Origin of the sequence: Roseateles sp. L2-2 (assembly GCF_050613215.1) — a bacterium.
Classification (GTDB): domain Bacteria; phylum Pseudomonadota; class Gammaproteobacteria; order Burkholderiales; family Burkholderiaceae_C; genus Roseateles; species Roseateles noduli.
This window is the reverse complement of the sequence record NZ_CP192509.1, coordinates 1,739,368-1,760,863: the sequence shown is the minus strand read 5'-3', so window position 1 is coordinate 1,760,863 and position 21,496 is coordinate 1,739,368. Positions and strand designations below refer to the sequence as shown.

Below are 21,496 nucleotides of genomic sequence, written 5' to 3'. Positions count from 1 at the left end.
GCCCCTCACCCCTGCCCTCTCCCGCAAGCGGGAGAGGGAGAAAGAAGGGAGCCGCGCCCGTCGGCGGGAGCAGCAACGAGCGGTCAGCTCGGTGCATTCTCACTCCCTCTCCCGCTTGCGGGAGAGGGCGGGGGTGAGGGCCGGCGGCCTCGGCAGTCCACATGACTGACCGCACATTGACGCCGACCACCCACATCGCTACCGTCGCGCTCCCTCATCCTCACCTGGATCGATCCATGCGACCGCGCTTCCTCTTCGCCCCCGCGCTGGCCCTGGGCCTGTGCGCCGCCTTGCCCGCTCACGCCTTGACGAAGGAGGACGCGGCCAACAACCTGATGCTGCTCATCGGCGCCCGCAACGACGCGATGTTCTGCGAGCCGCACAACAAGACCGCGATCAAGTCGTTGATGAAGTGGGAGACGCGGCACAAGTCCGTCTTCGATCGTTCGATGAGGGCCATCGAAGACGCCGCTGTCGCCACCGGCGCCCTGCCGCGCGAACGCGCGTCCGAGGCGTCCATGTTGCTGCTGGCCCGGTTCCAGGGACGGTACGACCGCGATGTCGCGCCGACCCGCAAGCCGATCCACTGCACGCGCTTCGACGAAACGCTCGAGGTCTACGGCCGGGACCTGCGCACGAAGTGAATTGCCGGCAAGACGGCTTCGTCGTGCTTCGCTTCGCCGCCTGCGGACCCGCTCGGCCTCAGGCGTCCCTGCCGTTGTAATGCGTGACCGGAACGCTGTCCAGATCGATGCCTTCAAGGCAGCGGACGTTGATCGCCGCCATCGCGTTACCCTTCGGATCCGTGCCCTCGGCATAGGGATGGATCCCGCACACCGCGCAGAAGCGGTGCTTGATCGCGTGCTTGTTGAACACGTAGGTGGACGCCGCCGCGTCGTCGGTCTTCAACCGGAACTGCGCGCGCGGCACGAACCACAGCAACGAGCCCTTGCGCTGGCACATCGAGCAGTTGCAGGCCATCGCGCCGTCGATCTCGCCGTCCACCTCGTAGGCCACGCGTCCGCAGTGGCAGCTTCCCTGGTAGGTCGTCATGTCGTCTCCGATGCGCTCGTCCGGCGCGTGAAGCGGCTGACCTTACCTCAACGCGGCCTCACTTGAGCATCAGTTCCACGTCCTGTCCCGGATCTCCGCAGGCATCCAGGCGCAGGCGCAGGAAGTCGAGGTCCAGGTGGAGATGCTCCACCAGTTCCGGCACCGCGGTCGTCAGCGCGGCGATGCGGTCGGCGTTCTGGTCGCAGGCGTCCGCGATGACCTCGGCCAGGTGCAGGATCGCGGCGAGCATCGAGAAGGGCTTGACCTCCAGCGGCACGTTCGCGTCCTTGAAGGCCTCGACCAGATCGGCCGGGAAGTGCCAGTGCGCCGCCAGCGCCGCCGTCACGTCGGCGTGCGTGCAGCCGAAGCGGCTGGACTCCAGCGAGAAGCGGCTGCCCGGCTCGCCCGCGTGGGACTCCACGTCGGCGACCTGGTCCGGCTCGGTCATCGCCATCATCAGCTGGCCGGTGCGCAGCATGAGGCCGGCGAGGTAGGCGGTGTCCGCATCGCCCTGCAGCAGCTTGGCCAGCAGCCGCGCATAGCCGGCCGTGCGCATGCTGTGGCGCCAGAAGCGCTGGCGGTCCAGGCCCTTCACGTCGGGGAAGGTGCCCGTCAGGCTGGCCGCCATCGCGAGGTTGCGCAGCGTCTCCAGGCCCAGCGCCATCGCCGCGTCCTGCAGCGTGCTGATGGTGTGCGACGGGCTGTAGCGCGCCGAGTTGGCCAGCCGCAGCACCTTGGCCGCGAGTGTCGAGTCCTTGCCGATCAGCTCGGCGATCTGGCCGACGGAGACGCCGTCGTCGTCCAGGCTGCGCAGCAGCTTGCGTCCGACCTCGGGCATCACCGGGAGGCTGGCGTGCCCCCCGAAGAATCGTTCCGCGTTGGGAACGGTGGCGGCGGCGGGGGTCACGCTGGCGGTCGTCACATTGGCCTCCTTGGGACGCAACGGAAAGTGTGGCGACGAGTCTATGCCGCTCAGCGACCGCGCGCCAGCGCCAGCAACGCCACCCGGTCCAGCAGCCCGATGCGGTAGCCCTGGACCGCCAATACGCCACGATCGGCGAGCTGGCGCAGGGTGCGCGACAGCGTCTCCGGCGAGATCGACAGCTGCGCCGCCACGTCCCGCTTGCGCTCGGCGAGCTGCAGTTCCTCCGAGGAGCCCGCCTGCGCCAGCAGCCAGGCCGCGACGCGGCCGGTGGCGTCCTTCATCGTCAGGCCGCGGATCGCGTCCAGCGCGTCGCGCTGCTGCGCGGAGACGGCCCGCACCAGCGCCTCCAGCACCAGCGGCTGCGAGCGCAGCCACATCGTCGCCACCGACATCGGCCAGACCATGAGTTGCGCCGAGGCGGAGACCACGGTCACGTCCTCCTCGTAGCGCCCCTCCAGCCAGGCGGTGTGCAGGTCCAGCCACTGCGGCCCGCTCAGCGGACCGCGCGCGGCGACCTTGCCCTCGCACAGCGCCAGCATGGCCACGGCCGCGTCGCCGCGACGGATCGCCAGATCGCCGGCCTGGCAGCGACGCACCTGCGTCATGCCGGCCAGCGCGGACCAGCTCTCGCCGTCGAGCAACACGTCGCCGAGCAGCGCGCGCCAGGGGATCGGATGCGAGGGGCCGGGAATCAGACCGGTGCCGGCGGGAGGGAATGCCGCGCCGCCGTTGGCGGCCGTGGCGAACGGCGCCGACGCAATGGCGGCTGGGGAGCGGGAGGCAGCGGCGGGATCGCTGGGGTCAGCGGATCCTTCGGGGTCGGAGGACAGATGGGCGATCACGGGCGTTCTCGAAAACCGGGAATGCCGGACTGTCCTCGCCCTCGACGGAAATTGCCTTGAGGTGCGTCAACATCTGGTCAATCTCCCCCTTGATTCGCTCCATGGGGGGATCGACGGGGGATATCAACGGATCAGCAGCGCGCGGAAGTCGTTGACGTTGGTCTGCGTCGGCCCGGTGATCAGCAGATCGCCGAGCGCCTCGAACAGCGCGTAGCCGTTGTTGGCCGCCAGCAGGTCCGCCGGCTTCAGCCCGAGCGCGCGGGCGCGCTCCAGGGTGCTGGGGCTGAGGAAGGCGCCGGCGTTGTCCTCGACGCCGTCGATGCCGTCCGTGTCCGCGGCCAGGCCCCAGACCTCCGGTTGGCCGTCGAGCGCGATCGCGCAGCCGAGGACGAACTCGCCGGCACGGCCGCCGCGTCCCGGCTGCGGGATCAGCGTCACCGTCGTCTCGCCGCCGGACAGGATCAGGCAGGGTTTCGCGAAGGGCTCGCCGTGCCGCGCCACCGAGCGCGCCAGCGCTGCGTGCACGCGGCCGACCTCGCGGGACTCGCCCTCGATCTCGTCGGACAGCACGTGCGCGGTGATGCCCAGCGCGCGCGCCGCTTCGGCGGCCGCGAGCAGACTCTGGCGCGGCGCCGCGATGATGCGCTGCTCATGGCCGTCGAAGCACTTGTCGCCGGGCTTGGGCGTCTCCCATTCGCCGCGCTCCAGCGCGTCGACCGCGATCTGCGGCAGCGCGATGCGGTAGCGGCGGCAGATCGCCAGCGCCTCGGCGCAGGTGCTCGCATCGGGCACCGTCGGGCCGGAGGCGATCACCTGCGGATCGTCGCCCGGCACGTCGGAGATCATCAGCGTCAGCACCTTGGCCGGCGCGCAGGCCGCGGCCAGCCGCCCGCCCTTGATCCCGCTGAGGTGCTTGCGCACGCAGTTCATCTCGACGATGTTGGCGCCGCTGGCCAGCAGCGCGCGGTTGACCGCCTGCTTGTCGGCCAGCGTCAGTCCCGGCGCCGGCAGCGGCATCAACGCCGAGCCGCCGCCCGAGATCAGGCAGATCACCTGGTCGTCGGCGGTCGGGTTGAAGTCGCGCACCATCTGCATCATCCGGGCCGCGGCGCGCTCGCCGGCGGCGTCCGGGACCGGGTGCGCGGCCTCGACCATCTCGATGCGACGCGGCCGGTAATCCGGCGGAATGTGCCCGTAGCGCGTGATGACCAGCCCGGTCATGGGCGCGCCCGCGGGCCAGGCGGCCTCGAAGGCCTGCGCCATCGACCCGCCGCCCTTGCCCGCGCCGATCACCAGCGTCCGCCCTTTCGGCGGCGGCGGCAGGTGGCTGGCCAGGATCTTGCCCGGCAGCGCACGGTCTACCGCGACGCGGTAGAGGTGCTTCAGCAGGGCGCGGGGATCGGCGACCAGGTCGGCCGAGGAGGCGGAAACGTCGATGGGCTGGCTCATGACCGTCGATTGTGGAGACCTGTCCCCTCAGCCGGCGTCCGTAGTGCTACCGACCTCGTGGTTGGCCAGCACTTCCAGCGCGCGCACCAGCGCCGAGTGGTCGAGCTGGTCCCAGCCCTGCGCCGCGGCGGCCTGCATCAGCTGCGCGGTGTTGGACGTGTTGGGCAGCGCCACGCTCATCGCCTTGGCGCTCTGCAGCGCCAGGTTCAGGTCCTTCTGGTGCAGCGCGATCCGGAAGCCGGGGTTGAAGGTGCGCTTGATCATGCGCTCGCCGTGGACCTCGAGGATGCGGCTGGAGGCGAAGCCGCCCATCAGTGCCTCGCGCACCTTGGCCGGATCGGCGCCGGCCTTGGAGGCGAAGACCAGCGCCTCGCTCACGGCGGCGATGTTCAGCGCCACGATGATCTGGTTGGCGACCTTGGTGACCTGACCCGCGCTCGCGTCGCCGACCCGCGTGATGTTCTTGCCCATCAGCTCGAACAGCGGCTTGATGCGCGCGAAGGTCGCTTCCTTGCCGCCGACCATGATGGACAGCGTGCCGGCCTTGGCGCCGACCTCGCCGCCGGAGACCGGGGCGTCCAGCCACTCGGCGCCGAGTGCTTCGATGCGTGCGGCGAAATCCTTGGTCGCGATCGGCGAGATCGAGCTCATGTCCACGACCGTCTTGCCCGCGCCCTTGCCGCCGGCGAACGCGGCGGCGATGCCGCCCTCGCCGAACAGCACGCGCTCGACGTCCGGCGTGTCCGGGACCATCGTGAAGATCACGTCGGCCTGCTCGGCCACTTCCGTCGCGCTGGCGCAGACGGTGGCGCCGGCGGCGGCCACTTCCTCACGGACCTTGCTGCGCGTCTGGACGAACAGCTGATGCCCGCCCTGCGCGAGACGCACCGCCATGGGCGCGCCCATGATGCCCAGCCCGATGAAACCGATCTTGATGCTCATTGCAGATACTCCTGAATCAATCCTTGTACTTGTCGCGCAGGCCTTGCGTGGCTGAGCGGAAGATGCCCAGATCGCTGCCCACTGCGACGAACGTCGCGCCCATGTCCAGATAACGGCGCGCGTCGGCTTCCACCGGCGCGAGGATGCCGACCGGCTTCCCCGCCGCCTTGCACGCCGCGAAGATCGTCGCCATCGCCGCCTGCACGTCCGGATGGCTCGGGTTGCCGAGGTGGCCATACCCCGCGGCCAGGTCCTGCGGTCCGATGAAGACGCTGTCCACGCCGTCCACCGCGGCGATCTCCGCGACCGCGGCGACGCCGACCGGGCTCTCGATCTGCACGATCACGGCGATCTGCTCGTTGATGCCCTGGAAGTAGCCCGGCACCGTGCCGTAGCGGTTGTTGCGCTGCGAGACCGACACGCCGCGGAAGCCCTGCGGCGGATAGCGCGTGGCCTGCACCGCGTAGAGCGCCTGCTCGGCGGACTCGACGAAGGGGATCAGCAGGTTGGAGAAGCCCGCGTCCAACAGCCGCTTGATCTCGACGGCGTGGTTGGTGCTCGGCCGCACGACCGGCGCGCTGACGCTGTCCTTGAGCGCCATCAGCTGCGGCACGAAGCTGGTGACGTCGTTGGGCGAGTGCTCGCCGTCCAGCAGCAGCCAGTCGAAGCCGGCCAGGCCCAGCACCTCGGTGCTGATCGGGCTGGCCAGCGAGCACCAGCAGCCGATCAGGCGCTCGCCGGCGATCAGGCGCTGGCGCAGCGTGTTGGGGAAGGCGGAATAGGGCGTGGTCGGCGTCGGCATGACGGGCTCCTCAGGTCTGAATCAAAACGGGCATCCGCAGCCGCACCCACGCCCGCATCCCACGATGCGGCCGTCGATGCGGCCATCGGCGATCAATCGAGCTTCAGCCCGCTCTTGGCCACGACGCCCGCCCACTTCTTGCGCTCGGCGTTGAAGAAGGTGTCCATCTCGGCCGGGTTCATGGTGCTGACTTCGGCGCCCTGCGCGGCCAGGCGCGCGCGGACTTCCGGCGAGCGGATGATCGAGATCAGCGCGGCCGACAGCTTGTCGATGTTGGCCTTGGGCATGTTGGCCGGGGCCAGGATGCCCTGCCAGGTGCCGGACTCGAAGCCGGTGGCGCCCTGCTCGGCCAGCGTCGGCACGTTGGGCAGCAGCGGCACGCGGGTGGACTTGCTCACGCCGATGACCTTGAGCTTGTTCTGCTGCACGAAGGGCAGCGTCGCCAGCATGCCGTTCATCAGCACCTGCGTCTGGCCGGCGATGGTGTCGGTGACGGCCTGCGAGCCGCCCTTGTACGGGATGTATTCCCACTTGGCGCCGGTCAGGCTGGCGACCTGGTAGCCGGCCAGGTGCGGCGCGCTGCCCATCGCGGTGACGGCGAAGTCGATCTTGGACTTCTTGGACAGCTCGACCAGTTCCTTCAGGTTGTTGGCCGGCACCGACGGGTGGACCACCAGCATGTGCGGCGAGTACGCCAGCATCGCCACGCCCTTCAGGTCCTTGGACGGATCGAAGGGGAGCTTGGTGTACAGCGACGGGCTGATGGCCAGCGCGCTGACGTCGCACAGCATGATGGTGTAGCCGTCGTTGGCCTTGGCGGTCTGGTCGGCGCCCATGTTGCCGCTGGCGCCGGGCTTGTTCTCGACGATGACGGTCTGCTTGAGCGCTTCGCCCAGCATCGGCGAGATGATGCGGGCGATGATGTCCGAGGAACCGCCCGGGGTGTACGGGACGATGATCTTCAGCGGCTTGCTGGGCCAGGCGGCCTGCGCGAAGGCGCCGGGGGCGACACCTGCCGCCGCGGCGACGGCGGCCGCGGCGATGACGGCACGGCGGGTGATGCGGAACGACTTCTTCTGATCTTGCATGTCTCTCTCCAGGTTTCGTTCGGGGGGATCGTTCAGCGCACCATGCAGGGCCGCTTGGGATCGAACTTCCAGTCGGGGATCAGGTGCTGCATGGCGATGGCGTCGTCGCGCGCGCCCAGGCCGTGCTGCAGGTAGAGCTGATGGGCCGCTTCCACGGCCTTCATGTCGAGCGTGACGCCCAGGCCGGGGGCGGTCGGGACGGCGACCTCGCCATCGACGATCTGCAGCGGCTTCTCGGTCAGGAACTGGCCGTCCTGCCAGATCCAGTGCGTGTCGATCGCGGTGAGGCGACCCGGCGCGGCGGCCGCGGCATGCGTGAACATCGCCAGCGACACGTCGAAGTGGTTGTTGGAATGCGAGCCCCAGGTGAGGCCGAAGTCGCGGCAGGTCTGAGCGACGCGGACCGCGCCCGACATCGTCCAGAAGTGCGGATCGGCCAGCGGGATGTCGACGGACTGCAGGCTCAGCGCGTGCGTGAACTGGCGCCAGTCGGTGGCGACCATGTTGGTGGCCGTCGGCAGGCCGGTGGCGCGGCGGAACTCGGCCATCACCTCGCGGCCCGAGAAGCCTTCCTCGGCGCCGCAGGGATCCTCGGCGTAGGCGAGCACGCCGCCCAGATCGCGCAGCAGACGGATCGCGTCCTTCAGCAGCCAGCCGCCGTTGGGATCGAGCGTGACGCGCGCGTCGGGGAAGCGCGCCTTCAGCGCCTTGATCGCCTCGACTTCTTCCTCGCCGCGCAGCACGCCGCCCTTGAGCTTGAAGTCCTTGAAGCCGTAACGCGCCTGCGCGGCGGCGGCCTGCTCGACGATGGTCTCCGGCGTCATCGCGACGTGGTGGCGGACCTTCAGCCAGGCGTCGCTCGCGGCGTCGCTGCCGGCCTCGTCCTCGGGCGTCTTGTAGGCCAGGCCCGTCTTCGTGCGGTCGCCGACGAAGAACAGGTAGCCCAGCATCGCGACGCTGTCGCGCTGCTTGCCTTCGCCGAGCAGCTCGCACACCGGCACGCCCAGGTGCTGTCCCAGCAGGTCCAGCAGCGCGCATTCGACGGCGGTGAGCACGTGGATGGTGGTCCGCAGATCGAAGGTCTGCAGGCCGCGGCCGCCGCTGTCCAGGTTCTTGAACTTCTCGCGCACCTGCGCGAGCAGCGCGTTCCACTTCGCGACCGGCTGGCCGACAAGCAGCTCGCCGGCCTGTTCCAGCGTCTTGCGGATGGGTTCGCCGCCGGGGATCTCGGCGATGCCGACGTGGCCGGCGTTGTCCTCGAGGATCAGCAGGTTGCGGGTGAAGAACGGCGCATGCGCGCCGCTCAGGTTCATGAGCATGCCGTCGCGGCCGGCGACCGGGATCGCGCGGGCGGAGGTGACGATGGGACTGCTTGCGCTCACGCGGAACTCCTGGTCAATGCGTCGGAATCGGATCGAGGGCCTTCGACGGCGATCAATCGGCGGTGATCTTGCGGGTCTCGATGAGCTGCTTCCAGCGCGCGAACTCGGTCTTCTGGAAGGCCTGCGCCTGATCGGGCGTGTTGGCGACGGTCTCGATGCCGATGTCGGTGAACTTCTGCTTCACCGAAGGCTCGTGCAGCGCGGCGACGATGTCTTTCTGCAGCTGGGCGCGCACGGCGGGCGGCAGGCCCTTGGGCGCGGCCACGCCTTGCCAGGAATAGACGTCGGCGCCCTTGATGCCGGACTCGGACAGCGTGGGCACGTTGGGCAGCACGGCGGAGCGCTTGTCGCCGGTCACGGCCAGCGCGCGCAGCTTGCCGCCGAGGATGTGCGGCAGCACCGCGTTGACGTTCTGGAACGAGGCGTCGATCTGCGCGCCCAGCAGGTCGCTGATGGCGGGGGCGCCGCCCTTGTACGGCACGTGCAGGCCGTTGGTGCCGGTCTGCAGCCAGAAGAGCTCGGCGGTGAGGTGGTCGGAGGAGCCGTTGCCCGACGAGGCGAAACTCATCTTGCCGGGTTCCTTCTTGAGCGTGTCGACGACGTCCTTGACGCTCTTCAGCGGCGAGGCGGCGGGCACGACCAGCACGTTGGGCGCCTGGATGGCGACGGTGAGCAGGTCGATGTCCTTGAGGGCGTCGTACTGGACGGCCTTGATGAGATGCGGCGCGATGACGAACGGGCCGAGCGAGGACACCAGCAGCGTGTAGCCGTCGGGCGCGGCGCGCTTGACCTGCGTGGTGCCGAGGGTGCCGGTGGCGCCGGGGCGGTTGTCGACGATGACGGTCTGGCCCCACTTCTTCTGCAGCTCGGCGCCCATGGCGCGGGCCAGCATGTCCGTGGAACCGCCGGCGGGGAACGGGACCACGATGGTCACCGGCCGGTCAGGGAAGCCGCTGGCATGCGCCAGGCCGGCCGCGAAGGTGGACAGGACGGCGGCGCCGAGGGCGGCACCCACTTTGACGGCCAGGCGGCGGGTCAGAACGGTCATGGTTTGTCTCCGGGAAGGAACCGTGGAAACCGCTCTTGGTGCACCGTCGGGACTCAGCCCTGGGATGCTTTGGCGGTCTTGTTGTCAGTCATCATACAAGTTCGATTGAACCGGTGGCAAGGCGGTCTGTCCGCATCGGGGATCGGGAAAAACGCGTAATCGGCTCGGGTTGCCGGCAATGCCTGCGAGAAGCCAGGCGCGGGCTCTCCAGGGAGCATGGGGGCTCCCTCCTGGACCCCCAAGCACCCTTCCGGCCCCACCAGCGCTCGCTGGATTCGGGCCTGACATTCGCGCGGAACTGAAGCCTGTTCGGCCTAGCGCTTGTCCTGCAGCGCGAGTGCCGCGCGCCGACGCCGCTCGCGGCTGTTCGCCAGGTGCGTCCGCATGGCGGCGCGGGCCGCCTCGGTGTCGCGCGCGGCGATCGCATCGAGAATGCTCTCGTGCTCCGCGTTCACGCGCAGCAGGTAGTCGCGCTGCGCCAGCGGGTCTTCATCGCCAGCGGCCGCCAGGCTCGCAAGACGTGCGCGCGGGATGCTCGGCGCCCCCAGCGTCGCCATCAGCTGTTCGAAGTGCGGGTTGCCCGTCGCGCGGGCGATTTCCAGGTGGAACTGGAAGTCCGCCGCCACGGCATCGCGGCCCGCCAGCGCGGCCTCGGCGAAGGCCGACAGCGCCGCGCGCATGTTGTTCAGGTTCGCATCGCTGCGCCGCTGCGCGGCCAGCGCCGCCGCCTCGGTCTCGATGCCGATGCGCAGCTCCAGCACCGCCACCACGTCGTGCAGCGTCGCCATCTGCTCGGCGCCGATCCGGAACGGACCGCCCTCCCCCAGCCCCAGGACAAAGGTCCCGATGCCGTGCCGGGTCTCGACCAGCCCCGCCGCCTGCAGCTTGGAGATCGCCTCCCGGACCACCGTCCGGCTGACCTCGAACTCGGCCATGATCGCCGCCTCGGTCGGCAGCTTGTCGCCGTTGGCGAGCGCACCCGCACGGATCCGGTCCTCCAGCGCGCGGACAAGGCCGAGCGCCAGCGATTTCGGTCGGGAACGGGTCAACGAAGCATTCATCACGGGGTCAGTTGTACGACAACATAGGCCTCCCCGACAACCGCGTTATCGCGGTGTCGCGCCAATGCAGCGGGTGGTGGGAGGCCCTCGGAAGGCGCCGGAGGACCGGCGCGCAAGGTCGGCGGGACGCGGATTGTCCCCGCTACGGCCTCGCTGAGTGACTCAGCCGGCGTCCAGCGGAAACTTCGTGCAACCGAGCCGCGCCGAGATGTCCCGGCTGGCTGCCTGCAGCATCGCCACGACCTCGGGCGCCTTGGCGTCGTCGTAGCGGAAGGTCGGGAAGCTGACGCTCATGCCGGCGATGGGCTGGCCCAGCCGGTCGAAGATCGGCACGCCGATGCAGCGGATGTGGTCGTCGAATTCCTCGCGGTCCTCGCCGAAGCCCTGCCCCTTCACCCGCTCCAGTTCGGCCTGGAAGGCCGCCGGCTCGGTGATGGTCTTGTCGCGGAAGCGCTGGAACTCGGCCCCGGCCAGCACGCGGGCGCGGCGCTCCGGATGCTCCCAGGCCATCAGCACCTTGCCGATCGCCGTGCAGTGCAGCGGCGCGCGGCGGCCGATGCGCGAGTACATGCCCAGCATGTGCTTCGAATCGACCTTGTGGACGTAGATGATCTCGCTGTCGATCAGCGTGCCCAGGTGCACCGTCTCGCCGGTGGCGTCGGCCAGCATCTGCATGTGGTGCTTGGAGAGGTCGACCAGGTCCGGGTACTGCAGCGCCTTCGCGCCGATCTCGAAGACCTTCATCGCCAGGCCGTAGCGCTCGCTGTCGGTCTCCTGCCGGACGTAGCCCAGCGTCTTCATCGTCTGCAGGAAGCGGTAGACCGTCGCCTTGGGCATGGCCAGTCGCACGGACAGCTCCGAGATACCGGTATCACTGCGTTCTGACAGGGCCTGCAGGATGGCGAACACCTTGAGCACGGCGGCCACGGATTCGGGCTGCTGCTTGCCATCGTTCAGATCGTCATCCATGCGCAAGGTATTCCTGGAAAGGGGAGATTTCACCACAGCCGGCCCGTCCCCGCGCCCGCGCGAACCCGCGCGGGCACATCGACGGCAGCATCGATGGGCAGACGGTATGGCGGCGTCCAGCCGGCCTCGCCGACGACAGCCTTGTCAGGGTTCGCGGCACGCAGCAGGCCCGCCGGATCGACGGGGTCGCCGTTGAAGCGCGAGCCGCGATCTTCGAAGCGATCGCCCTTGAGCAGTCGCGCGATGCGCGCCGGCGCGATACCCGCCGACGCTTCCCAGGCGTTGGCCTCGCCCAGCACCTGCGAGGCGATGCCCACGCCGATCGAGTAGCCGTAGGGATAGTCGCCCCCGGCCGTCGCGACAAAGAGGTTGTTGGCGACGTGCACCGGGCCGTAGCGCACGCGCGGCGTGCGCTCCTTGAGCTGCTCCCAGAGGTTATGGTGCAGCGTCACGCGCAGGTGGCCGCGATCGTCGCGATGGCCGTCGCTGCCGCCGATCAGCATCGTCTTGTCGTGCCGGCGGAAGACGTTCCAGGACACGGTCACGAAGTCGGACCGCCGCGTGATGTCGAGCAGCCCGTCGTGGCGCTGCATGCGCTGGCCGAGCGCGATCGGCTCGCGCGGATCGGGCCGTTCGCCGTCGTCGAAGGCGCAGTGGTCGATCCACACCTGCGTGGCTTCGCGCAGGGAGACGGTGTCGTACTCGGAGTTCCACTCGCCGTGGCCGTTGTCGTTGGGATCCCAGGCGGGGAAGAAGTCGTAGGCATCGGAGAAGCGCAGGTTGCGCAGGATCACCTGCGAGACCTTGTCGAGCATCAGCGAGCCGCCGTCGAAGCCGGCGTCGGGCGTGATGCCGACGATCGTCGTGTTCGACGGCACCTTGACGACGACCTGCGCGGCCTGCCGCTTCGCCGAGCGTTTGCGCGCCTCTTCGAGCGGCCCCGAGGGATCGAGACGACCCCAGGTCGCCGGGTCGTATTGCTTGACGAAGGCGTCGAAGTCGAAGGCGGGATCGCGGAAGTCGTCCATGCCCAGGCGCCGTCCGGACGCATCCGCGGCGAGGTCGATGCGCGCCGCGAGCGCGATCAGCTTGGGCGTGTCGCCGAGCGCGATCGCCGCATCGAGCTCCGCGCGCGTGCGCACGACGCGGACCGCCTCGGGCTTCGCCCTTGCGCCGCCGATCGTGCCGCCGTTCATCGAGGCCCAGCCGTCGCCCGACGCGACCGCGTCGAACGCGGCGACCGGCACCGCGTCAGGCAACGTGACGTTGCGGTACTCGGCCATGCGGTTGGCCGACTCGCCGACGGCACTGAACGGACGTCGCGAGGTCGACGCGGACCACGGCGCCAGGTGCGGTCCGAGCAGGTTGCCGCGCAGCACCGCCTGCCCGTTCGGGATCGACGGCGACGCGCGCCATTCGCCGCGGGCGACGCCGCGGTCCCAGGCGCGGCCCAGGCTGATGCTCGCCGGCGCAACGCCGGGCTCGGCCAGCCAGCGCGAATCCTGGATCAGGAAACCGCGCGCCAGCGCGTTGGGTGTGCTGGGGGCGATCACGTGGCCGCCGTGGCCCGGCACACGGCGACCGGCGCGGCTGACGATCAGGCTGTCGTCGATGACCAGCGTCGCGCCGCCGAAGATGAAGTCGACATCGCCTCGGATCTCCGTGCGACGCGCGAGCACGCGCGCCTCACGCGTCCCGTCGTTTTCCCGTTCCACATAGAACGTGTCCTGATGCCCGATGAGCCGTACCTGTTCCAGCTGGATCCGGTCGCCACGCGTCATCAGCGCGACGGCCTGCGCGCCGCCGCTTTCGCCGACACCAGCGAGATAGCCCTGTCCATCACGAACGCGGTCCATCGCATCGTTCGCGATGGTCAGGCGGGCGAGTTGGACGTCGTCGCTGAACAGCATCACGCTGGCGCTGCCCGACGTGCCGTAGGACTCGGCATCCAGCAGCGGCATGCAGCGATGCGCGGCATCGCCTTTCGCCTTCGGCATCGCGTTGTAGCGGCCTTCGACGATCACGACCTCGGAAGGCGATCCCGCGCCGTACAGCGTGAACGGCGCCTTGCCTTGGACGCACAGCGGCTCGCGGTAGGTGCCGGGCTTCACCAGCACATACGCACGCGGGGTCGCTCCCGCCGCCCTGGCGGGCAGCGCGTCGATCGCCGCCTGCACCGTGCGGTGCGTGCCGCTGCCGTCCTCGGCGACGACGAAGGTCGGCGTCCACTGCGACGGATCCAGCGGTGCCGGCTGCCAGTCGCCGAGGTAGGCGGCCGCGGTCGCCGACGACGCCTGGGCGTCCGTGAGTTGCGGACGTTCCGGAACAGGGGTGACCGACGTCGCCGCGGCGGGGCCGGACCACACCGCGAGGAGCGCACCCGCCGTCACGACCGCGCCCCGCATCCCTGGCCGCCTGCCCCGCCGTCGCTGCATCACAGGTCCGCCAGATACAGCGCCGGCTCGCCCTCGGCGTCGGCGCTGAAGAGGACCTGCTTCTCATCCGGCGTGAACGACGGATGCGGATGCGTGACCTGCCGGTTGCCCTTGTAGACGCGCCACGAGCTGTCGTGCCGCGCGACGCGCCGCTCGGTGCCGGCCTTCAGGTCGAAGACGTGCAGGAAGGGATCGGTCGCGATCTGGTGGCTGCCGGTGTCGGCGACGTCGGCCGGCGAATCGCAGCCGTCGCCGATCAGCAGCGTCCCGTCCTGGTTGCTCATCAGGTGCGAGCACGGCGGCATGCGCGTCAGGCGCTTCGATTCGAGCGTCACCGGATCGAGCGAGCAGATCCACCGGTCGCGCTGGCCCTTCAGGTAGGAGACGTAGATCATCGCGGAGCCGTCCGGCACCCAGAACTCGTGGGTGCAGCTCTCGCCCGGATCGTGGCGGCGGCCGCAGCGGACGTTGCGGCCGTCCTCGTCGATGAACCACATGCGCGCATCGACGAGGTCGTGCGGCCCTTCGTGGCAGTACGCGACGGTGTGGTCGTCGCCCGGCCGGTATTGCGGATGGCCCAGCCAGCCCTGCTGTTCGAGGATCACCTCGCGCGCGCCCGTCGCCAGGTCGATGCGGATCAGGCGGCAGCGCGGCTTCGCATGGAACATCTGGTGGAACTTCTGCCAGTCGCTGAGCGGGAACCAGTCGCTCGCAGCGATCTCGATGCCGACCATCTTCGTGCAGGCCGAATTCGCCACCCAGGTGCCGTAACCGACCCAGCCCTCGGGCACGGTGTAGACGACCTCCTCACCCAGATCGCGCATGGACAGGCGGATCAACTGCCGCTCCGCGCGGACGAAGTAGAGATGCCTATCGTCGGGGCTGAGGAAGCCGCCGAAGGTGTTCTCGCCCGGCTGGTCGGTGAGCTGCGTCGCCACTTGCGTCTTCAGATCAAGCAGGTGGTAGTTCCAGCTCGTGCCCGGCCCGAACTCCGCGCCGAAGATCAGCTTGGATCCATCGTTGGTGAAACACTTCTGATAGAAGTAGTTGCGATGGCAAGTGACGTCTGTGGGCGTCAGCCGCGTGACGCGCGCGCCGGTATCCGGATCCTCGCGGGTGACGAAATGGAGCTGTCGTTCGTTGGCTTTCATGATGGCTTTCACTTGATCCGTTGCAGCAAGGCCTGGCCTTCCGTGACCAGGCGGCGGGCGGCATCGGCGTCGCTGGTCTTGTTGTAGGCGACGGTCTCGAAGACCTCGCGCATGAACTTGTGCAGCCGCGCGTGCTCGAACAGCGGCGCCGGGCGCTTGAGCCGGCCCGATTCGCGCTGCACCTTGATCTGCTCGTGCGCGGCGACTTCGAGCGGCGGCAGCTTGCCCGCCGCCTTCAACTGCTCGTAGGGACCGCGCGCCGAAGGCAGGCCGCGCGTGCGGCCGAGCAGCGCCGCGGCCTCCGGATCCGTCAGCAGGAAGTTGACGAGCCTGGCCGCCATCTCGGCGCGACCGTTCTTCTCCGCATGACGGCTCACCGCGTACATCACCGTGGGGCGGCCGAACATGCCGCTGTCGAGCGCGCCGGGCAGCGTCGGGAATTCGCCGAGCACCAGCTTCTGCTGCTTGTCCAGCGTGGACGCGCGCAGCGCGATGACCGAGTCCCACGTGTAGTTGCCGGCCCAGCGGCCGACCACCCAGTCGGGCTGCTGCTCGGTCGGCTTCTCGGCGCCGCCGAGACTCGCGCGCAGCGGCAGCGGCGTTGCGACATGGTCGGTGACCAGCCGCTTGTAGGTGCGCACCCAGTCGAGCGCAGCGGCCTCGTTCATCGCCACGCGCGGCTGCGCGGGATCGACGTAGGCCGTGCCGTGCCGCTGCTGCACCCAGGCCTGCGAGAGCAGCATCATGTCGTAGAGCTCGCCGTCGAGCGGATAGGCGTCCTCGCCGAGGATCCGCCGGAACGCCGGGCCCGTGGCGAAGAGTTCGTCCCAGGTGGTCGGCAGCGCGAGGCCGGCGCGCTCGAACGCCGCCTGGTTCCACAACATGACCCGCGCGCTGAACGAGACCGGCAGCGCGTTCAGCTTGCCGGCGACGTCGCCGTAGGCGAGGTCGTCGCGATCGAACTGCGCGAGGTCCAGCAGCCCCGCATGGCGGTTCAGATCCGCGAAGCCGTTGCCCCGCTTGCTGAACATCGCCATCCACGCCCAGTTGATCTGCATCACCTCGGGCTCGGAGCCGCCGGCGATCTGCGTCGTCAGCCGCTCCAGATAACCGTTGAAGCCCATGTACTCGGCCTTCACGCGCACGCCGTGGCGGCGCTCGAAGAGCGCGAGCGCCTTCAGCGTCGCCTCGTGCCGGCCGGCGCCGCCCCACCAGGCGAAGCGCAGCACGGTGGGCTTGTCCTGCGCGCGCAGGCCCGACGCGGTCAGCGCCGCCGTCACGCCCGCGGTCGCGGCGACCGCGGCCGATCCCGCGGCGATGCCCAGCAGCTGTCGTCGCGGCAGGCTCATGCGTAGGTCCCGGAGGTCGAGGTCGACGCCGCCGTCGAGGACGTCGAGGATGAAGACGAGGCCGGCATCGTCAGCAGGTTCAGCCCGCTCGTCGCGTCGAACAGGTGGCACGCCGACATCTGCAGATGCAGCGTCACGGCGTCGCCGCGGGCGAGGCCGCTCAGCGCCACCGCCTGCTCGGCGGGGATACGCGCGGAGATCGGCAGCGGCCCGAGATCCGCATGCAGATAGACCTCCGAGCCCATGTGTTCAGTGAAGCGGATCCGCGCGGAGACCGGCACGCTGTCGCCCTGCGCGCGCGGCGCGAGGCCGATGTGCTCGGGCCGCAGACCGAAGGTCACCGCGGCGTCCGCCAGACGCGGCAGCGACGTGACGCCGGCCGTCTTCTCCGCCGGCAGCGGCAGCTTCGCCCCGCCGACCTCGACGGCCAGGCCGTTGTCCGTCGCCAGCAGCCGCCCCGCCAGCAGGTTCATCTCGGGCGAACCGATGAAGCCCGCCACGAAGGCATTCGCCGGCCGGTCGTACAGCGCCGTCGGCGTATCGACCTGCTGGATCACGCCGTCCTTGAGCACGCAGATGCGCTCGCCCATGGTCATCGCCTCGACCTGGTCGTGGGTGACATAGACCGTCGTGGCCGGCTGGCGGCTCTCGCGCAGGGTGCGGTGGAGTTCGGTGAGCCGCACGCGCATCGCGGCGCGCAGCTTGGCGTCGAGGTTGGACAGCGGCTCGTCGAAGAGGAACACGTCCGGCTTCTTCACGATCGCCCGGCCCACCGCGACGCGCTGCGCCTGACCGCCGGAGAGCTGCTTCGGGTAGCGGTCGAGCAGATGCTCCATCTCCAGCAGACCCGCGGCGTGGCGCACGCGCTGGTCGAGCTCCGTCTTCGGCGTGCCGGCCAGCTTCAGGCCGAAGGCCAGGTTGTCGTAGACCTTCATGTGCGGATACAGCGCGTAGTTCTGGAACACCATCGCGATGCCGCGCTGCTTGGGCGGCAGCGCGTTGACGGCGCGGTCGCCGATGCGCAGCTCACCGCCGGTGATGCTTTCCAGCCCCGCGATCATCCGCAGCAGCGTCGACTTCGCGCAGCCCGACGGGCCGACGAAGACCATGAACTCGCCGTCCCGCACTTCCAGGTCCACCCCGTGCACGGCCTTGAAACCGTTGGGGTACACCTTCTCGATCTTGTTGAGGCTCAGTCTTGCCATGTCGTCAACCCTTGACTCCGGAGGACGTCGCGCCCTCGATGAAATGCTTCTGCGCCGCGAAGAACACCGCCACCGACGGGATCAGCGCCACCACCGAGATCGCGATCACGTTGGCCCATTCGACCTCCTCGGTCGCGCCGATGCTCATCTTCAGCGCGAGGGAGACGGGGTACTTCTCGACCGACGCGAGGTAGATCAGCGGGCCCATGAAGTCGTTCATCGTCCAGATGAACTGGAAGACGACCACGGAAATGATGGCCGGCTTGAGCAGCGGCACGATGATGTGCCAGAGCAGCTGCAGCGAGTTGCAACCGTCGATCTGCGCGGCCTCTTCCATGTCGCGCGGGATGCCGCGCAGGAACTGCACCAGCATGAACACGAAGAAGGTGTCCGTCGCGAAGGCCGAGGGCACGATCAGCGGCAGGTAGGAGTCCAGCCAGCCGATCTCGCGGAACACCAGGTACTGCGGCAGACGCAGCACGATCAGCGGCAGCATCATCGTGGCGATCATGATGCTGAAGAGCAGCTTGCGACCCCAGAACTCGAAACGTGCGAAGGCGTAGGCGACCAGCACGCAGGAGATCACCGTGACGATGATGCGCGGGATGGTGATCAGGAAGCTGTTGAGGAAGTAGGTCGCGAAGGTGTACTCGGTGCTGGTCTTCCAGCCCTTGGCGTAGGCGCTGAAATCGAGGCGGTCCGGGAGGAAGCCGGCGGAGCTGAAGATCTCCGCGTTGCTCTTGAAGGAGGCGCCGATCAGCCAGAGCAGCGGGTAGAGCATCACGATGGCCACCGCGCCGAGCGCGAGATAGCGCAGCGTGCGGTTGCCGCGGTCGCGGCCGAGGATCAGGGCCGGCGCACTGCCACGACCGCTGCCCTCACCCCCGCCCTCTCCCGCAAGCGGGAGAGGGAGTTGGGAAGACCGAGGCGAGTTCACATGCGCACGCACCGGGACGGATTCGGGCGGACGGCTCATCGCTTGGTCTCCTTCTCGCCGGAGTAGAAGACCCAGTACTTCGAGCTCCAGAAGGACAGCGCCGCGAGGCCGCCGACCAGCGCGAACAGCACCCACGACAGCGCCGCGCCGTAGCCCAGGTTGAAGAAGCGGAAGCTCTGGTCGTAGATGTAGAGCGCCAGCACGTAGGTCGAGTGCAGCGGGCCGCCTTCGGTGATCATGTACGGACCGTTGAACTCCTGGAACGCGTGCACCATCTGCATGATCACGTTGAAGAAGATCACCGGCGTGATCAGCGGCACCGTGATCTTCCAGAACTGCTGCATCTTGCTGGCGCCGTCGCATTCGGCGGCCTCGTAGAGCGAGATCGACACGTTCTGCAGCGCCGCCAGGAAGATCACCATCGCCGAGCCGAACTGCCACGTGAACAGCAGCACGATGGTCCACATCGAGTAGTGCTCGTCGGCCAGCCACGCGATCGGCTCGATGCCCAGCTTCATCAGCACCAGGTTCACGAGGCCGTTGCGCGCGAAGACGAAACGCCACAGCACCGCCACCGCGATCGAGCCGCCGAGGATGGACGGGATGTAGAACGCGGCGCGGAAGAAGTTGATGCCGCGCAGCTTGAAGTTCAGCACATGCGCGATGAACAGCGCGAAGCCCACGCGCAGCGGCACCGCCAGCAGCGCGAAGAGCAGCGTCACGCCCAGCGACTTGCGGAACAGCGGATCCGCGGTCGCGAGCTCCTCGTAGTTCCGCAGCCCGACGAAGGTCGGCGGATCGATCAGGTCGTACTGCGTGAAGCTGAGCGCGAAGCTCATCACGAAGGGGAAAAGCTTGAACAGCAGCACGCCCAGCACGAACGGCAGGACGAACAGAAAGCCCAAGCGCTTGTTCTCGTACATATGTCTCCCCCCCTACGCGCTGCGCGCGCCCCCTCAAGGGGGCGAGTTCGATGGCCCGGCAGAGCCGGTCCATGAGCTCCGCTTGGTTGAACCGAGCGCGTAGGTGATGGTGTGGCCGTCGGGACGACCGTCCTACAGGGTTATCGAGCCAGCCAGCCGCCGTCGACCGCGACGGTATAGCCGTTCACATAGTCCGAGGCCTTCGACGCGAGGAACACGACCGGTCCCGCGAGATCGTCCGGACTGCCCCAGCGCCCGGCCGGGATGCGATCGAGGATCGCGGCGTTGCGCGTCTCGTCCTGGCGCAGCGCGGCGGTGTTGTTGGTGGCCATGTAGCCGGGCGCGATCGCGTTGACGTTGATGCCGTGCGACGCCCATTCGTTGGCCATCAGCCGGGTGATGCCCATCACGCCGCTCTTGCTGGCCGTGTACGACGGCACCCGCACGCCGCCCTGGAAGGACAGCATCGAGGCGACGTTGATGATCTTGCCGCCGCCGCCCTGGGCCAGGTATTGCCGGGCCACCGCCTGCGAGAAGAAGAACACCGTCTTCAGGTTGAGGTCGACGACGTCGTCCCAGTCCTTCTCGCTGAAGCGGATGGCGTCCTCGCGGCGGATGATGCCGGCGTTGTTGACCAGGATGTCGACGCGGCCGGTCAGCGACTTGGCCTCGGCGACGAGGCCCTCGATGCAGCTGATGTCGCCCAGGTTGGCGCGCAGGTCGAGGAAGCGGCGGCCCAGCCGTTCGACCTCGGTGCGCGTCTCCCCCGGGTCGGACACGTTGACGCCGACGATGTGCGCGCCGGCCTGCGCCAGCGCGACCGCCATCCCCTGCCCCAGGCCGGTGTTGCAGCCCGAGACGATGGCCACGCGGCCGTCGAGTTGGAAGTTGTCCAGGATCATGTCTGTCGTTCCCTTGGTGTCCGTGACGGGGCGGCGCGCGATCAGCGCAGCGTCGTCATCGGCACGTGGTCCATGTCCTTGAACACCTGGTTCTCGCCCACCATGCCCCAGATGAAGGTGTAGGCCTGCGTGCCCACGCCGGAGTGGATGGACCAGCTCGGGCTGATGACCGCCTGCTCGTTGCGCACGACCAGGTGGCGGGTCTGGGTCGGCTCGCCCAGCATGTGGAAGACCACCGCGTCCGACTTCATGTCGAAGTAGAAGTACACCTCCATGCGGCGGTCGTGCTGGTGGCAGGGCATCGTGTTCCAGAGGCTGCCCGGCTCCAGCTGCGTCATGCCCATCAGCAGCTGGCAGGTCGGCAGCACGTCCGGCACCAGGAACTTGTAGATGGTGCGGCGGTTGCTGGTCTCGGGCGAACCCAGCGTCTCCGGCGAGGCCTCGGCCAGCGTGACCTTGCGCGTCGGATACGCGGTGTGTGCCGGCGCGCAGTTGAAGTACAGCTTGGCCGGATTCGCGGCGTCGACGCTCTTGAACTCGACGATCTTGGCGCCCTGGCCGATGTAGAGCGCCTCGCGCGGGCCGACGTCGTACTGCGTGTCGTCGACGAACACGCGCGCCGCGCCGCCGATGTTGATCAGGCCCAGCTCGCGCCGCTGCAGGAAGTAGTCCGTGCCGGTGTACTTGCCCAGCTCGGCCGAGAAGGTCACCGGCTTCGTCACCGGCATGATGCCGCCGACGATGATCCGGTCGATCTGGCTGTAGGTGAGCGTCGCCTCGTCGGGCTTGAACATCTCGTCGACCAGGAACTGCTGGCGCAGGCCTTCGGTGTCCAGCGTGCGGGCGTGTTCACTGTGGATGGGTTGGCGGATTTCCATGTCGTCTCCTGGCGGTTCCTGTGGCTTCACGAGCTCTGATGGGGTCGCAGCGTACGGGTCTGCGGACTTTCCCGGAACTATGGTTTCCATCTAGTGAACCGCTGTTTCAATTTTTCGCGACGTCGCTATAGTTGCTCGCAACGACGGCCGAGAAC

General features: G+C 68.8%; 20 protein-coding genes. 1 reads left to right on the top strand and 19 read right to left on the bottom strand.

The window, feature by feature from the left end; translation table 11 throughout:
- The first annotated feature begins 236 nt into the window (after nt 1–236).
- The gene (locus ACQZ13_RS08040; RefSeq protein ID WP_431050870.1) at nt 237–644 is read left to right on the top strand and encodes a hypothetical protein; all 408 of its coding nucleotides are present in this window, start codon (nt 237–239) and stop codon (nt 642–644) included.
- Between the two features lie 58 nt (nt 645–702).
- Here ACQZ13_RS08040 and ACQZ13_RS08035 read toward each other — a convergent pair whose 3' ends face one another.
- From ACQZ13_RS08035 to kduI, 19 genes are all read right to left on the bottom strand, one after another.
- Nucleotides 703–1,053 (bottom strand): GFA family protein, encoded by a 351-nt coding sequence (locus ACQZ13_RS08035; protein ID WP_431050868.1) that lies wholly within the window; start codon nt 1,051–1,053, stop codon nt 703–705.
- Nucleotides 1,054–1,111: 58 nt separating this feature from the next.
- Nucleotides 1,112–1,975 carry an HDOD domain-containing protein gene (locus tag ACQZ13_RS08030; protein ID WP_431050866.1) on the bottom strand — a complete coding sequence of 288 codons (864 nt, stop codon included), beginning with the start codon at nt 1,973–1,975 and terminating at the stop codon, nt 1,112–1,114.
- Nucleotides 1,976–2,025: 50 nt separating this feature from the next.
- Nucleotides 2,026–2,820, bottom strand: coding sequence for a Crp/Fnr family transcriptional regulator (locus ACQZ13_RS08025; protein ID WP_431050864.1), 795 nt, complete (start codon nt 2,818–2,820; stop codon nt 2,026–2,028).
- 123 nt (nt 2,821–2,943) lie between these two features.
- Nucleotides 2,944–4,269, bottom strand: coding sequence for a glycerate kinase type-2 family protein (locus ACQZ13_RS08020; protein WP_431050862.1), 1,326 nt, complete (start codon nt 4,267–4,269; stop codon nt 2,944–2,946).
- A 27-nt stretch (nt 4,270–4,296) separates the two neighbouring features.
- A complete protein-coding gene (locus ACQZ13_RS08015) occupies nt 4,297–5,232 on the bottom strand; it encodes a 2-hydroxy-3-oxopropionate reductase (protein ID WP_431053164.1) in 936 nt (311 codons plus the stop codon).
- Complete coding sequence (garL, locus tag ACQZ13_RS08010; RefSeq protein ID WP_431050860.1) at nt 5,228–6,013, bottom strand: 2-dehydro-3-deoxyglucarate aldolase; 786 nt, start codon at nt 6,011–6,013, stop codon at nt 5,228–5,230. The genes ACQZ13_RS08015 and garL overlap by 5 nt, the downstream gene beginning before the upstream one ends.
- A 92-nt stretch (nt 6,014–6,105) precedes the next feature.
- A complete protein-coding gene (locus tag ACQZ13_RS08005; RefSeq protein ID WP_431050858.1) occupies nt 6,106–7,101 on the bottom strand; it encodes a Bug family tripartite tricarboxylate transporter substrate binding protein in 996 nt (331 codons plus the stop codon).
- A 32-nt stretch (nt 7,102–7,133) separates the two neighbouring features.
- Entirely contained in the window at nt 7,134–8,420 is a 1,287-nt protein-coding gene (locus ACQZ13_RS08000; RefSeq protein WP_431053162.1) for an enolase C-terminal domain-like protein, read from the bottom strand.
- Between the two features lie 115 nt (nt 8,421–8,535).
- Nucleotides 8,536–9,531 carry a Bug family tripartite tricarboxylate transporter substrate binding protein gene (locus ACQZ13_RS07995; RefSeq protein WP_088403278.1) on the bottom strand — a complete coding sequence of 332 codons (996 nt, stop codon included), beginning with the start codon at nt 9,529–9,531 and terminating at the stop codon, nt 8,536–8,538.
- A gap of 314 nt (nt 9,532–9,845) precedes the next feature.
- Nucleotides 9,846–10,592 (bottom strand): FadR/GntR family transcriptional regulator, encoded by a 747-nt coding sequence (locus tag ACQZ13_RS07990; protein WP_088403275.1) that lies wholly within the window; start codon nt 10,590–10,592, stop codon nt 9,846–9,848.
- 162 nt (nt 10,593–10,754) lie between these two features.
- On the bottom strand, nt 10,755–11,561 hold the full coding sequence (gene kdgR, locus ACQZ13_RS07985; RefSeq protein WP_431050855.1) for a DNA-binding transcriptional regulator KdgR: 807 nt from the start codon (nt 11,559–11,561) through the stop codon (nt 10,755–10,757).
- A gap of 29 nt (nt 11,562–11,590) precedes the next feature.
- Nucleotides 11,591–13,966, bottom strand: a complete 2,376-nt coding sequence (locus ACQZ13_RS07980) for a pectinesterase family protein (protein WP_431050853.1) — start codon at nt 13,964–13,966, stop codon at nt 11,591–11,593.
- 29 nt (nt 13,967–13,995) lie between these two features.
- Nucleotides 13,996–15,147 carry an oligogalacturonate lyase family protein gene (locus ACQZ13_RS07975; protein ID WP_431050851.1) on the bottom strand — a complete coding sequence of 384 codons (1,152 nt, stop codon included), beginning with the start codon at nt 15,145–15,147 and terminating at the stop codon, nt 13,996–13,998.
- 8 nt (nt 15,148–15,155) lie between these two features.
- Nucleotides 15,156–16,496, bottom strand: coding sequence for an ABC transporter substrate-binding protein (locus ACQZ13_RS07970; RefSeq protein WP_431050849.1), 1,341 nt, complete (start codon nt 16,494–16,496; stop codon nt 15,156–15,158).
- The gene (locus tag ACQZ13_RS07965) at nt 16,493–17,701 is read right to left on the bottom strand and encodes an ABC transporter ATP-binding protein (protein WP_431050847.1); all 1,209 of its coding nucleotides are present in this window, start codon (nt 17,699–17,701) and stop codon (nt 16,493–16,495) included. The genes ACQZ13_RS07970 and ACQZ13_RS07965 overlap by 4 nt, the downstream gene beginning before the upstream one ends.
- A gap of 4 nt (nt 17,702–17,705) precedes the next feature.
- On the bottom strand, nt 17,706–18,677 hold the full coding sequence (locus ACQZ13_RS07960) for a carbohydrate ABC transporter permease (protein WP_431050845.1): 972 nt from the start codon (nt 18,675–18,677) through the stop codon (nt 17,706–17,708).
- Nucleotides 18,674–19,543, bottom strand: coding sequence for a carbohydrate ABC transporter permease (locus ACQZ13_RS07955; RefSeq protein WP_431050843.1), 870 nt, complete (start codon nt 19,541–19,543; stop codon nt 18,674–18,676). Before ACQZ13_RS07955 ends, ACQZ13_RS07960 begins: the two co-directional genes overlap by 4 nt.
- A 158-nt stretch (nt 19,544–19,701) precedes the next feature.
- Complete coding sequence (gene kduD / locus ACQZ13_RS07950) at nt 19,702–20,463, bottom strand: 2-dehydro-3-deoxy-D-gluconate 5-dehydrogenase KduD (RefSeq protein WP_431050841.1); 762 nt, start codon at nt 20,461–20,463, stop codon at nt 19,702–19,704.
- Nucleotides 20,464–20,504: 41 nt separating this feature from the next.
- Entirely contained in the window at nt 20,505–21,341 is an 837-nt protein-coding gene (gene kduI / locus ACQZ13_RS07945; protein WP_431050839.1) for a 5-dehydro-4-deoxy-D-glucuronate isomerase, read from the bottom strand.
- Nucleotides 21,342–21,496: the final 155 nt, after the last annotated feature.

Coding starts and splice junctions, on each gene's coding strand:
- kduI (WP_431050839.1), bottom strand. CDS start 21,341: ATGGAAATCCGCCAACCCATCCACAGTGAACACGCCCGCACGCTGGAC.
- ACQZ13_RS08005 (WP_431050858.1), bottom strand. CDS start 7,101: ATGCAAGATCAGAAGAAGTCGTTCCGCATCACCCGCCGTGCCGTCATC.
- ACQZ13_RS07990 (WP_088403275.1), bottom strand. CDS start 10,592: ATGAATGCTTCGTTGACCCGTTCCCGACCGAAATCGCTGGCGCTCGGC.
- ACQZ13_RS08035 (WP_431050868.1), bottom strand. CDS start 1,053: ATGACGACCTACCAGGGAAGCTGCCACTGCGGACGCGTGGCCTACGAG.
- ACQZ13_RS07975 (WP_431050851.1), bottom strand. CDS start 15,147: ATGAAAGCCAACGAACGACAGCTCCATTTCGTCACCCGCGAGGATCCG.
- ACQZ13_RS08000 (WP_431053162.1), bottom strand. CDS start 8,420: ATGCTCATGAACCTGAGCGGCGCGCATGCGCCGTTCTTCACCCGCAAC.
- ACQZ13_RS07970 (WP_431050849.1), bottom strand. CDS start 16,496: ATGAGCCTGCCGCGACGACAGCTGCTGGGCATCGCCGCGGGATCGGCC.
- ACQZ13_RS07960 (WP_431050845.1), bottom strand. CDS start 18,677: ATGAGCCGTCCGCCCGAATCCGTCCCGGTGCGTGCGCATGTGAACTCG.
- ACQZ13_RS07965 (WP_431050847.1), bottom strand. CDS start 17,701: ATGGCAAGACTGAGCCTCAACAAGATCGAGAAGGTGTACCCCAACGGT.
- ACQZ13_RS07980 (WP_431050853.1), bottom strand. CDS start 13,966: ATGCGGGGCGCGGTCGTGACGGCGGGTGCGCTCCTCGCGGTGTGGTCC.
- kdgR (WP_431050855.1), bottom strand. CDS start 11,561: ATGGATGACGATCTGAACGATGGCAAGCAGCAGCCCGAATCCGTGGCC.
- garL (WP_431050860.1), bottom strand. CDS start 6,013: ATGCCGACGCCGACCACGCCCTATTCCGCCTTCCCCAACACGCTGCGC.
- kduD (WP_431050841.1), bottom strand. CDS start 20,463: ATGATCCTGGACAACTTCCAACTCGACGGCCGCGTGGCCATCGTCTCG.
- ACQZ13_RS08040 (WP_431050870.1), top strand. CDS start 237: ATGCGACCGCGCTTCCTCTTCGCCCCCGCGCTGGCCCTGGGCCTGTGC.
- ACQZ13_RS07995 (WP_088403278.1), bottom strand. CDS start 9,531: ATGACCGTTCTGACCCGCCGCCTGGCCGTCAAAGTGGGTGCCGCCCTC.
- ACQZ13_RS08020 (WP_431050862.1), bottom strand. CDS start 4,269: ATGAGCCAGCCCATCGACGTTTCCGCCTCCTCGGCCGACCTGGTCGCC.